Raw genomic sequence first — 12,394 nt, forward strand, 5'->3', positions numbered from 1 at the left:
GGTTTTTTGTGTTTATCCGGAATGTTTATCTCCACCGTCAGGCAAAGGCAATCAACTTGAGAGAAAAATTCTCCTGCCCTGCCACTAAGATGTAGATGACGCTGACCTACCAGTCACAAGCCGGTACTCAGCGGCGGCCGCTTCAGAGCTCACAAAAACAACATCCGAGCGAGCGTAAAAAGCATGAACGAGTACGCCCCCCTGCGTTTGCATGTGCCCGAGCCCACCGGCCGGCCAGGCTGCCAGACCGATTTCTCCTACCTGCGCCTGAACGACGCAGGGCAAGTCCGTAAACCGCCGATCGATGTCGACGCTGCCGACACTGCCGACCTGTCCTACAGCCTGGTCCGCGTGCTCGACGAGCAAGGCAACGCCCAAGGCCCATGGGCCGAGGACATCGACCCGCAAATCCTCCGCCAAGGCATGCGCGCAATGCTCAAGACGCGCATCTTCGACAGCCGCATGGTGGTTGCCCAGCGCCAGAAGAAGATGTCCTTCTACATGCAGAGCCTGGGCGAAGAAGCCATCGGCAGCGCCCAGGCGCTGGCGCTCAACCGCACCGACATGTGCTTCCCCACCTATCGCCAACAGAGCATCCTCATGGCCCGCGACGTGTCGCTGGTCGAGATGATCTGCCAACTGCTGTCCAACGAGCGCGACCCGCTCAAGGGCCGCCAGCTGCCCATCATGTATTCGGTGCGCGAAGCCGGTTTCTTCACCATCAGCGGCAACCTGGCGACCCAGTTCGTACAGGCGGTCGGCTGGGCCATGGCTTCGGCGATCAAGGGCGATACCAAGATCGCCTCGGCCTGGATCGGCGACGGCGCCACCGCCGAGTCGGACTTCCACACCGCCCTCACCTTCGCCCACGTCTACCGCGCCCCGGTGATCCTCAACGTGGTAAACAACCAGTGGGCGATCTCCACCTTCCAGGCCATCGCCGGTGGCGAGCAGACCACCTTTGCCGGCCGTGGCGTGGGTTGCGGCATCGCTTCGCTGCGGGTCGACGGCAACGATTTCGTCGCCGTCTACGCCGCCTCGCGCTGGGCCGCCGAACGCGCCCGCCGCGGCCTGGGCCCCTCGCTGATCGAGTGGGTCACCTACCGCGCCGGCCCGCACTCGACCTCGGACGACCCGTCCAAGTACCGCCCGGCCGATGACTGGAGCCACTTCCCGCTGGGCGACCCGATCGCCCGCCTGAAGCAGCACCTGATCAAGATCGGTCACTGGTCCGAGGAAGAACACCAGGCCACCACTGCCGAGTTCGAAGCCGCGGTCATCGCTGCGCAGAAGGAAGCGGAACAGTACGGCACCCTGGCCAACGGCCACATCCCGAGCGCGGCTTCGATGTTCGAGGACGTGTACAAGGAAATGCCTGACCACCTGCGCCGTCAGCGCCAGGAACTGGGGGTCTGAGATGAACGATCACAACAACAGCATCAACCCGGAAACCGCCATGGCCACCAGCACACTGACCATGATCCAGGCCCTGCGCTCAGCCATGGATGTCATGCTCGAGCGCGACGACAATGTGGTGATCTACGGCCAGGACGTCGGTTACTTCGGCGGCGTGTTCCGTTGCACCGAAGGCCTGCAGAACAAGTACGGCAAATCGCGGGTGTTCGACGCGCCGATTTCGGAAAGCGGTATCGTCGGCACTGCCGTGGGCATGGGTGCCTACGGCCTGCGCCCGGTGGTGGAAATCCAGTTCGCCGATTACTTCTACCCGGCCTCGGACCAGATAGTCTCGGAGATGGCCCGCCTGCGCTACCGTTCGGCCGGCGAGTTCATCGCCCCGCTGACCTTGCGCATGCCCTGCGGCGGCGGCATCTATGGCGGCCAGACCCACAGCCAGAGCCCGGAAGCGATGTTCACCCAGGTCTGCGGCCTGCGCACGGTGATGCCATCCAACCCGTATGACGCCAAAGGCCTGTTGATCGCCTCGATCGAATGCGACGACCCGGTAATCTTCCTCGAGCCCAAGCGCCTGTACAACGGCCCGTTCGACGGCCACCACGACCGCCCTGTCACGCCCTGGTCGAAGCACCCGCAAAGCGCCGTGCCGGACGGCTACTACACCGTGCCGCTGGACAAGGCGGCGATCACCCGCCCGGGCAACGATGTCACCGTGCTGACCTACGGCACCACGGTCTACGTGGCCCAGGTGGCCGCCGAGGAGACCGGCGTCGACGCCGAAGTGATCGACCTGCGCAGCCTCTGGCCGCTGGACCTGGAGACCATCGTCGCGTCGGTGAAGAAGACCGGCCGCTGCGTGGTCGTGCATGAAGCGACCCGCACCTGCGGCTTCGGCGCCGAACTGGTGTCGCTGGTGCAAGAGCACTGCTTCCATCACCTCGAAGCGCCGATCGAACGCGTCACCGGCTGGGACACCCCCTACCCCCACGCACAGGAATGGGCCTACTTCCCAGGCCCTTCGCGGGTAGGCGCGGCATTGAAACGGGTCATGGAGGTCTGAATGGGCACGCACGTCATCAAGATGCCGGACATTGGCGAAGGCATCGCGCAGGTCGAGTTGGTGGAATGGTTCGTCAAGGTCGGCGACGTGATCGCCGAAGACCAGGTGGTGGCCGATGTCATGACCGACAAGGCCACCGTGGAAATCCCTTCGCCGGTCAGCGGCAAGGTGCTGGCCCTGGGTGGCCAGCCAGGTGAGGTGATGGCGGTCGGCAGCGAGCTGATCCGCATCGAAGTGGAAGGCAGCGGCAACCATGTGGATGTGCCGCAGGCCAAACCTGTGGAAGCGCACAGCGCGCCCGTGCCGCCTGTTGCCCCCAAGCCAGAAGCGAAAGTGCCGCAGCCGGCAGCCTTGCAGGCACCCGAGCAGCACGTTGAAGCAGCGATCGTGCCGCGCCAGCCGGGCGACAAGCCGCTGGCCTCGCCGGCGGTGCGCAAGCGCGCCCTGGATGCCGGTATCGAGCTGCGCTACGTGCATGGCAGCGGCCCGGCCGGGCGCATCCTGCACGAAGACCTCGACGCCTTCATGAGCAAGCCGCACAGCGCTGCCGGCCAGGCGCCGAGTGGCTATGCCAAGCGCACCGACAGCGAGCAGGTGCAGGTGATCGGCCTGCGCCGCAAGATCGCCCAGCGCATGCAGGACGCCAAGCGTCGCGTCGCGCACTTCAGCTACGTGGAAGAGATCGACGTCACCGCTGTTGAGGCCCTGCGCCAGCAACTCAATGCCAAGCACGGCAACACGCGTGGCAAGCTGACCCTGCTGCCGTTCCTGGTCCGCGCCATGGTCGTGGCGTTGCGCGACTTCCCGCAGATCAACGCCACCTATGACGACGAAGCTCAGGTCATCACCCGCCATGGTGCTGTGCATGTGGGCATCGCCACTCAGGGCGACAACGGCCTGATGGTGCCGGTGCTGCGCCATGCCGAGGCTGGCAGCCTGTGGGCCAATGCCGGCGAAATCTCGCGCCTGGCCAACGCCGCACGCAGCAACAAGGCAAGCCGTGAAGAACTGAGCGGCTCGACCATCACCCTGACCAGCCTCGGCGCACTGGGCGGCATCGTCAGCACCCCGGTGGTCAACACCCCGGAAGTGGCGATCGTCGGCGTCAACCGCATCGTCGAGCGCCCGGTGGTGATCGACGGCCAGATCGTCGTGCGCAAGATGATGAACCTGTCCAGCTCGTTCGACCACCGGGTGGTCGATGGCATGGATGCCGCGCAGTTCATCCAGGCCGTGCGTGGCCTGCTTGAACAACCTGCCTGTCTGTTCCTGGAGTGAGCATGTCCCAGATCATCGACACCACCCTGCTGATCATCGGTGGCGGCCCCGGCGGCTATGTGGCCGCCATCCGCGCCGGGCAACTGGGCATCCCTACCGTGCTGGTCGAAGGCCAGGCCCTGGGCGGCACTTGCCTGAACATCGGCTGCATCCCGTCCAAGGCGCTGATCCACGTGGCCGAGCAGTTCCACCAGACCGCACGTTTCGCCGGGCAGTCGCCGCTGGGCATCAGCGTCGATAGCCCGCGCCTGGACCTCGGCCAGAGCGTGGCCTGGAAGGACGGCATCGTCGACCGCCTGACCACCGGCGTGGCCGCCTTGCTGAAAAAGCATGGGGTCAAGGTGATTCACGGTTGGGCGAAGATCCTCGACGGCAAACAGGTCGAGGTCGACGGCCAGCGCATCCAGTGCGAACACCTGCTGCTGGCCACCGGCTCGAACAGCGTCGAACTGCCGATGCTGCCGCTCGGCGGGCCAATCATCTCCTCCACCGAAGCCCTGGCGCCCAAGGCCCTGCCCAAGCACCTGGTGGTGGTGGGCGGCGGTTACATCGGCCTGGAGCTGGGCATCGCCTATCGCAAGCTGGGCGCGCAGGTCAGCGTGGTGGAATCGCGTGAGCGCATTCTACCTACCTACGACAGCGAACTGACTGCGCCGGTGGCCGAATCGTTGAGGAAGCTGGGCATCGCCCTGCACCTGGGCCACAGCGTCGAAGGCTACGAAAGCGGCTGCTTGCTGGCCAGCGATGGCCAGGGCGGGCAACTGCGCCTGGAAGCCGACCGGGTATTGGTGGCCGTCGGCCGGCGGCCACGGACCAAAGGCTTCAACCTGGAATGCCTGGACCTGAAAATGAACGGCGCCGCCATCGCCATCGACGAGCGCTGCCACACCAGCATGCGCAACGTCTGGGCCATCGGTGACGTGGCCGGCGAGCCGATGCTCGCCCACCGCGCCATGGCCCAAGGCGAGATGGTTGCCGAAATCATTGCCGGCAAGACCCGGCGTTTCGAACCTGCAGCGATTGCCGCGGTGTGCTTCACCGACCCGGAGGTCGTGGTGGCGGGCAAGACGCCGGAGCAAGCCAGCCAGCAAGGCTTGGACTGCATCGTCGCGCAGTTCCCGTTCGCCGCCAATGGCCGGGCCATGAGCCTGGAATCGAAAAGCGGTTTCGTACGGGTGGTGGCGCGGCGTGACAACCACCTGATCGTGGGCTGGCAGGCGGTTGGCGTGGCGGTTTCGGAACTGTCCACGGCGTTTGCCCAGTCGCTGGAGATGGGCGCACGGCTGGAAGATGTGGCCGGCACCATCCATGCTCACCCGACGCTGGGAGAGGCGGTGCAGGAAGCAGCACTGCGCGCGCTAGGCCACGCACTGCATATCTGACACTGAAGCGGCCCAGGCCGATTTGACCCGCTGCGCCCCTGGCGCCGCGGGTCTTTTTTATCCAGGCACTGCACGAACGCTGTGGGAGCGGGCGCGCCCGCGAACACGGGCGAAGCCCGTGCCATCCATCGCGGTGCCTGCTTCGCGGGCACGCCCGCTCCCACAGGGATTGCGCCAGCATTTGAGAATCAAGCGAGACAGACAATGACCGCGACTCACTCGGAAATCGTGTTCTTGCCCGCCTCCTTGGCCCGGTACAAGGCCTTGTCAGCCCGGGCCAGCAGCGCTTCCTGGCCTTCCCCTTCCTGCCATTGCACCACGCCATAACTCATGGTCAGCCGGTAATCACCCACCGGTTCAAGCCGCTCCATCGCCCGGCGCAACAGCCCCGCCAGGTCCAGTGCCTCGCCCAGCGTGGTCTGCGGCAGCACCATGACGAACTCGTCGCCGCCCCAGCGCGCCAGCAGGTCAAGTTCACGCAGGCTGGTGCTCAGGTTTTCGACGACGCGGATCAACGCCGCATCGCCACGGGCGTGGCCATAGCGGTCATTGATCGGCTTGAAATCATCCAGGTCCATGGCCACCAGCGCCAGCGGCTGGCGGAAGCGCTTGGCCCGCTCGCACTCCTGCTGCAGGGTCTTCTCCAAACGGTAGCGATTGGCGATACGCGTCAGCGCGTCGCGCTCGGCCAAAATGCGGTTCTCGTCCAGCTGGCGCTGCAATTGTTGGTTGACCCACGACAGCTCGCGGGTGCGCTCGGCCACCTGGGTTTCCAGCGAATGATTCTTCTGCTCCAGCTGCGCCACCAGGCGCTTGCCCGCATCGATATTGCGGTGCGCGCCGAGCATGCGCGCCACCGAGCCATCCTCGTTGCGGTCGATGATATGGCCGCTGTCCTCGACCCACAGGTAGCTGCCATCGTGGCAGCGGCAGCGGTACTCGATGAGATAGCGCTCGTTGCGCTGGTTGATATAGGCCTCGAAGTGCGCCATCACCCGGGGGTAGTCCTCGGGGTGGATCACGCTTTCCCAGGTCAGTACGGTGTTGGCCATGGAATGGCTTTCGTAGCCGAGCATGGCGTACCAGCCAGGGTTGCGGTAGACGTAGCCGGTATTGGCATTCCAGTCCCAGATGCCATCGCTGATCAACGCGAACAGGGTGGCCAGCTGCTGTTCACTGAAGCCGGCAGGTGCCGGCATCGCTTCCTGACTCATGGACGCTCTCCCTGGTGTCCAGCAACTGCGCCCCGATGAAGGGGCTGCCGACAGTGCTTGTGTTTGCCGCAGGCGGCAACTTGTTTCCTGTGACAGGCAAGCATATGCCTGGCGACCAACGATCAAAATAGCCTGAACGTCCTATTTTCGCGGCCTGCACGGCTGGCATGGGACTTGCCCTGCCTTTCTGGCTTTGCAACGTCCAAGGAGGAGAACATGGCAATCACTCTCAATGGCCTGGGTTGGCAGGCCACCGTGCACCAGCAGCAGCGCATCAACCACGACCAGGCGCAGGCCGAGCTGGTACCGTTCCGTGCGCCGCTGGCCGCCAGCAATGCGTCTGCGCAGCAGAACAGCCAGGGCAGCACTTCGCAGCAGACTGCCGACGATGCCCGCGAAGAGGCCTTCGCCAAGCTCAAGGTGATGCTGCAGAACCCCGACCTCGCCGCCCGCCAGCAGGCCGGCGCCAGCACCCAGGCAACCAGCGATGCAGTGCAGGATTTCCGCGACTACATGGCCAAATCGCCGGAAGAGAAGATCAAGGAAAAGATCCTCCAGGAACTGGGCATGACCGAGGACGACTACAACGCCCTGCCACCTGAGCAACAGGCCAAGGTCGATGACCAGATCGCCCAGCGCATGAAGGAAGACATCGAGCTCAAGACCCAGGCCAAGGTGGCCGCGCAGACAGCGCAAACCGAGCAGGTCTGAAGCCTGGGTGTGGCCAGCGCAACGTTGGCCACTTCAGGCCAGCCGCTTCAAGGCCTCTTCCACCGCTGCCACGCGTGGGTTGCCCGTGGCACCCGGCAAGCGCCATGCCGCGATGGTCAACCCCAATGGCACCGAACGGGCCAAGGGGGCGACCAGTTCGCCGCTGTCGAGATACGGCTGGATCAGGCTCCTGCGCCCGATCAGCACACCGGCGCCCAGCAAGGCTTGCTGCACCGCGATCGAATAAAGGGAAAAACCCGGGCCTCGGGCCACGAAGTGCTGTTCAGGCATGATCGCCGCCGACCAGACATCCCAGTCCTGCCAACCGACATCCTTGATGCAGCGCGCATTGGCCAGGTCTGCCGGCGCGGTAATCTGCGCGGCCAGCGCGGGGCTGCACACCGGCAGGATATCTTCATCGGCCAGCTTGCACTGGCCACGCTCGACCTGCTCGACGTAGAACAGGCAAAGGTCGAACGGGCTGCGCTTGAGGTTGGGCGGTTCATCGACCGCCGTCACGGAGACCTCGATGGGGGCGAGCATTTCGGTCAGGCGCGGCAGCCGCGGCCCGATCCACAGCTGGGCCAAAGCCGGCGAGGTGACGATATGCACCCGCTGCGGCGCGGCCAGCCGGCGCAAGGTACGGGCAGCCTCCTCCACCGCATCGAAGGCCTCGGTGAACTGCGTCTTCACGCTTTCGCCCAGTGGGGTCAGGCGTACGCCCTTGGCATGGCGCTCGAACAGAGCGGCGCCGTATTGGGCTTCCAGGGTCTTGATCAGCGCCGCAATCGCCCCGGGCGTTACCTTCAATTCGTGGGCAGCCCGGGCAAAGCCACCGAGCCGTGCCGAGGCTTCGAACGCGCGCAGGGCATTGAGCTGCAGGGTGTGCCGGGTGGGTGAATCGAGTGACATGGTTTCAGGCCTAGTTTTTTTAGGCCTAATATTCCAGAAATCTGCGTTGTGACCAAGCTGTGCGGGTTTTACCTTGAGCGAGCCTGATGAATTTCCAAGGAACTCCCATGCATTACAAAAGCGCGATGCACGCATTCACCGAGGGTGTCCGCGCAGTTCTGCCACTCATGACCGGCATGGTGCCGTTCGGTCTGATTACCGGGGTCACGGCCATCGGTATCGGCATGTCGCCGCTCGATGCGATGGGCATGACCCTGCTGTTCTATTCCGGCTCCGCGCAAATGGTGGTGCTGCAACTGATGCAGAGCGGCGCGCTGCCGCTGACAATGGTGGTGACTGCGTTGGTGATCAACCTGCGCTTCCTGATGTACAGCGCTGCCCTGGCCCCGCACCTGAGCGATCTGCCGCGGCGCAAGAGCTGGTCGTTGTCCTACCTGCTGTCCGACCAGTCGTTCGCCCTGTGCAGCCTGAAATTCGGTACCAACGGCCTCGGGCGATTTGCCTTCCCCTACTACCTGGGCACCGCCTTGCCGATGTGGTTCGGCTGGAACCTGGCGGTGCTGGCCGGGGTGTACTTGGGGACGGGCATTCCGGAGTCCTGGTCGCTGGGCTTTGCCATTCCGCTGTCGTTCCTGGCATTGCTGGTACCGGGTATCCGTAACCCGGCGATGCTGGGCGCTGCGGCGGTGGGTGGCGCGCTGGCGGTGCTGGCACACGACCTGCCCTACAACCTCGGCTTGCTGGTCGCCTCGCTGGGCGGCGTGCTCTGTGGGCTGTGCATCGAACAGCTGCGCAAGGGCGCAGCCGTGGCAGCGGAGGCGCCATGACCGACATCAACCCATGGATCACCTTTGCCCTGATTGGCCTGGGCACCTTCGCGATACGGCTGTCGTTCATCGAGTTCTACGGTACGTTACGCATTCCACCGATGTTGCGCCGTGCGCTGGTGTATGTGCCGGCCAGCGTGTTGGCGGCACTGGTGCTGCCGGCCGTGGTGTTCAAGGCCGGGCAGCCGGGTATCGACTGGAGCAACCCGCAGATACCGGCGGCTGTGGTGGCCGGATTGGTTGCCTGGCGTACGCGCAGTACGCTCCTGACCTTGGCGGTGGGTATGGGGGTGTTGTGGGGGTTGCGGTATTTGGGGGTGTGATTGGCCGAGGATGGCATCAGGGCCTCCATGTGCCTGCCACGACAGTTGTAGCGCCTGTGAGATCGAGCGCCGCCCGCGCGGCGCATCGCGACCAAGGTCGCTCCTACATCTGTTTCGGGCCAGTCCCTCCTGTGAAGCCAACAGGGACCGCCTTGGTGCATGACAGGAGACAGGTGGAGCCACCGAGATGTATCGCCATGCGAACAAGGCGGATCCTGTTGGCGGCACAGGAATAACTGGCCCGAAACAGATGTGGGAGCGGCGGTGCGGCGATCCGACTTGCCCGCGATGCGCCGCGCGGGCGGCGCTCGATCTCACAGGCGCTACAACTGTTGTGGCAGGCACATGGAGGCCTGATGCCCTCTTCAGGCGATCTCCCTCAATCCCCCACCAGCCTAAACCTGTTCCGCCCCCCTCGCTTGGCCTCATACATCGCCTTGTCCGCCAACGCCAAAGCCTCCTCGGCACTCTGCGGGTCATGCCCGGACAAGTTCAGATAAACTCCGATACTGGCCCCCACAACCACTTCAACCCCCTCCACCGCAACCGGCGCCGACAGCACATCGCACAGCTTGCGCGCGATATCCCGGGCTGACGCCTGATTGGCGACGGCCTGGGCGATCACCACGAACTCGTCTCCGGCCAGCCTGGCCACCATGTCATCGGCACGCATGATCGCCAGCATGCGCCCCGCAGCAGCCTGCAGCACGGCATCGCCCGCTTCGTGGCCATGCTGGTCGTTGACTTGCTTGAAGCCATCCAGGTCGATGAAGAACAAGGCAAACGCCGCCCGCTGCTTCAAGGCGAAGTCCAGTTCCTCATGCAACGCCGCGCGGTTGGGGAGCCCGGTCAGCGGGTCGAGCGTGGCCTGGTCGAGCAGGGTCTTTTCCTTGCGCTTGCGTTCGGTCACATCCAGCGACATGACGAAAAAGCCCTCGACCTTGCCGTTGCGGATATCGGGCACATACGTCGCGTGCCAGATCCGCGGGTCGTCGAGGCTGTAACGCACGTTGTCAGCCTCCACCCGCTCGCCGGCCAGCGCTTTCTGGAAGCAAGGCAACAGCTGCTCATACACATCCGCCGGCAGCACATCCCGCACCTTGCGGCCTTTGAGCTGGGTCGGCTCGACGCCGAAAATCTGCCGGTACACGGCGTTGTTGAAGCGGTATTCGAGGTGGGTGCCGATATGCGCGATCAGCACCGGGATATTGTCGGCGATGGCTTGCAGGGTTTCCTGGCTGCGGGCCAGCTCTTCGGTGCGCTGCGCCACCTGCTGCTCCAGGGTCGCCTGGTAGCGTTGCAGTTGCTGCTGGCGGCGCCTGCGCTCGCTGATGTCGCGCACGAACACCACCAGCTGCTCGGTAACGCCGCGCTCGTTGCGCAGCGCCGAAACACTCAGCTCGCTCCACAAGGCGCCATTGCCAGGGGTCACCAGCCGTACTTCGATGACCAGCGCATCCTGCTCACCGGCAACGATCCGCTGCCAGGGCTCGTCCAGCTTGGCCAGGTCCTGAGGGTCGATCAACTCACCCAAGCGGGTCAGCACCAGCCACTCCTTGGCCCTGCCCAGCAACTGGCAAAATTCCCGGTTGGGCTCAAGGATGCGCCCATCAAGGCCCACCAGCGCCTTGCTCGTTGGGCTGTTGGCGAACACCCGGTGAAAACGCGCCTCGGAAGAGGCCAGGGCGCCCTGCTCCGCGTGTTGCACCGCGCTGCCCGAGTCGATGGCCAGGCTACGGTGCAGCATCTCGCGCTCGACGATCCGCGCCAGGTCGCGCAAGTGCGCCAACTCGGTTTCCGACACCTGGCGGGGCCGGGTGTCCAGCACACAGAGAGTGCCCACGGTCAGCTCGCCGGCAAAGCGCAGCGGCACACCGGCGTAGAAGCGGATGCCTGGCCCACCGGTCACCAGCGGGTTGTTTTCGAAACGCGGATCGGCGCTGGCATCCGGGATCACCAGAACATCTTCGGCATGCAGGGCATGGGCACAGAACGCCACATCGCGCGTCGTCTCGGCGACATCGATGCCCTGGCGCGACTTGAACCACTGGCGGTTCATGTCGACCAGCGACACCAGGGCCATAGGCACCGCGAGCAGCACACTGGCCAACCGGGTAATGCGGTCGAAGGTTTCCTCGGCCGGGGTATCGAGAATGTTCAGGCTCTCGAGGAAACACAGGCGGGCTGCCTCGTTGAGAGGCGACGGGGCGATTTGCATGACAACGCGCTCGACTGGATCACGACCCGCAAACGATAGCGCCGCAGCGCTCAAGTGCAAGCCTTTCATCTCTCTTCTATCAAAGCGTTCAAGCCGTATAATCGCGTTTTTTTGTAAGCCTAAGACGTATTTCATGAAGAAACTGCTTTGCGCCGTCGCCCTCGCCTTCGCCGCCATCCCCGCCGCCTTCGCCACCCCGCCCGCCACCTTCACCGAAGCCAAGGTGGTCGCCAAACAGAAGATCTACCAGGACCAGGGCAACAGCGCCATGGGCGAGCTGTACTGTGGCTGCAAGTGGACCTGGGTGGGCAAGTCTGGCGGCCGGGTCGACCTGAAATCCTGTGGTTATGAAACCCGCAAGCTGCAGACCCGCGCCGAGCGTACCGAGTGGGAGCACATCGTCCCGGCCTGGACCTTCGGCCACCAGCGCCAGTGCTGGCAGAACGGCGGGCGCGAGCAGTGCGTCGACAGCGACCCGACCTTCCGCGCCATGGAGGCCGACCTGTTCAACCTCTACCCGTCCGTGGGCGAAGTGAACGGAGACCGCAGCAACTTCAACTACGGCATGGTCTCTGGCGTTGCGCCGCAGTACGGCCAGTGCACCACCAGGATCGACTTCCAGCAGAAAACCGCCGAGCCACGCGACGAGGTGAAGGGGCTGGTGGCACGCACCACGTTCTACATGTTCGATCGCTACAAGCTGAGCATGTCGCGCCAGCAGCAACAGGTGCTGATGGCCTGGGACAAGCAACACCCGGTGACAGCATGGGAAAAGCAGCGTGACCAGCGCATTGCCGCGATCATGGGGCACAACAACCCGTTCGTGACCGGTGAGCGCAAGTGGGCGTTGGGGTATACCCCGCAAGGTGCGGCTGTGGTGCCGGCCACGGCAGTGAAAGAGGCGGCCAAGCCGACGCTGGCCAGTACGGCGGCAAGTGGTGCGGTGGTGGGTAACCGCAATAGCCATGTGTATCACCTGGCCAGTGGGTGCCCGGGGTACAGCCAGGTTTCGCAGAAGAACCAGGTGGCGTTTGGCAGTGAGGCCGAGGCGTT

The 12,394-nt window shown here is 64.5% G+C and carries 11 protein-coding genes; 8 read left to right on the plus strand and 3 right to left on the minus strand.

Going from position 1 to position 12,394, the window contains the following annotated elements:
* The first annotated feature begins 183 nt into the window (after nt 1-183).
* Genes APH33_RS17380 through lpdA form a run of 4 tightly spaced genes read left to right on the plus strand, consistent with a single transcriptional unit; the run spans nt 184 to nt 5,136 of the window.
* Nucleotides 184-1,416, plus strand: coding sequence for a 3-methyl-2-oxobutanoate dehydrogenase (2-methylpropanoyl-transferring) subunit alpha (locus tag APH33_RS17380; RefSeq protein ID WP_054886333.1), 1,233 nt, complete (start codon nt 184-186; stop codon nt 1,414-1,416).
* A 1-nt stretch (nt 1,417) separates the two neighbouring features.
* Nucleotides 1,418-2,476 carry an alpha-ketoacid dehydrogenase subunit beta gene (locus APH33_RS17385; RefSeq protein WP_054886334.1) on the plus strand — a complete coding sequence of 353 codons (1,059 nt, stop codon included), beginning with the start codon at nt 1,418-1,420 and terminating at the stop codon, nt 2,474-2,476.
* Nucleotides 2,477-3,754, plus strand: coding sequence for a dihydrolipoamide acetyltransferase family protein (locus APH33_RS17390; RefSeq protein ID WP_054886335.1), 1,278 nt, complete (start codon nt 2,477-2,479; stop codon nt 3,752-3,754). It abuts the gene before it with no gap.
* Nucleotides 3,755-3,756: 2 nt separating this feature from the next.
* Complete coding sequence (gene lpdA, locus APH33_RS17395; RefSeq protein ID WP_054886336.1) at nt 3,757-5,136, plus strand: dihydrolipoyl dehydrogenase; 1,380 nt, start codon at nt 3,757-3,759, stop codon at nt 5,134-5,136.
* Between the two features lie 215 nt (nt 5,137-5,351).
* On the opposite strand, the gene APH33_RS17400 is transcribed toward lpdA, so the two are convergent.
* Nucleotides 5,352-6,350: a sensor domain-containing diguanylate cyclase gene (locus APH33_RS17400; RefSeq protein ID WP_054886337.1), complete on the minus strand. Its 999-nt coding sequence runs from the start codon at nt 6,348-6,350 to the stop codon at nt 5,352-5,354.
* A gap of 216 nt (nt 6,351-6,566) precedes the next feature.
* Here APH33_RS17400 and APH33_RS17405 point away from each other — a divergent pair, with 216 nt between their 5' ends.
* Nucleotides 6,567-7,061 (plus strand): hypothetical protein, encoded by a 495-nt coding sequence (locus APH33_RS17405; RefSeq protein ID WP_054886338.1) that lies wholly within the window; start codon nt 6,567-6,569, stop codon nt 7,059-7,061.
* A gap of 33 nt (nt 7,062-7,094) precedes the next feature.
* Here APH33_RS17405 and APH33_RS17410 read toward each other — a convergent pair whose 3' ends face one another.
* Nucleotides 7,095-7,973 carry a LysR family transcriptional regulator gene (locus APH33_RS17410; RefSeq protein WP_054886339.1) on the minus strand — a complete coding sequence of 293 codons (879 nt, stop codon included), beginning with the start codon at nt 7,971-7,973 and terminating at the stop codon, nt 7,095-7,097.
* 107 nt (nt 7,974-8,080) lie between these two features.
* Here APH33_RS17410 and APH33_RS17415 point away from each other — a divergent pair, with 107 nt between their 5' ends.
* Both APH33_RS17415 and APH33_RS17420 read left to right on the plus strand, forming a co-directional pair.
* Complete coding sequence (locus tag APH33_RS17415; protein ID WP_054886340.1) at nt 8,081-8,800, plus strand: AzlC family ABC transporter permease; 720 nt, start codon at nt 8,081-8,083, stop codon at nt 8,798-8,800.
* Complete coding sequence (locus tag APH33_RS17420) at nt 8,797-9,123, plus strand: AzlD domain-containing protein (protein WP_054886341.1); 327 nt, start codon at nt 8,797-8,799, stop codon at nt 9,121-9,123. The genes APH33_RS17415 and APH33_RS17420 overlap by 4 nt, the downstream gene beginning before the upstream one ends.
* Nucleotides 9,124-9,502: 379 nt before the next feature.
* Here the strand turns inward: APH33_RS17420 and APH33_RS17425 are convergent, their stop codons facing one another.
* Nucleotides 9,503-11,341, minus strand: a complete 1,839-nt coding sequence (locus tag APH33_RS17425; protein ID WP_177332415.1) for a diguanylate cyclase domain-containing protein — start codon at nt 11,339-11,341, stop codon at nt 9,503-9,505.
* Between the two features lie 133 nt (nt 11,342-11,474).
* On the opposite strand from APH33_RS17425, the gene APH33_RS17430 reads away from it, so the two are divergent.
* Nucleotides 11,475-12,394 (plus strand): endonuclease (locus APH33_RS17430; protein WP_054886343.1); only part of this gene is annotated, 920 nt, incomplete at its 3' end.

The sequence above is a fragment of the Pseudomonas sp. NBRC 111130 genome (assembly GCF_001320485.1).
Lineage (GTDB): Bacteria > Pseudomonadota > Gammaproteobacteria > Pseudomonadales > Pseudomonadaceae > Aquipseudomonas > Aquipseudomonas vlassakiae.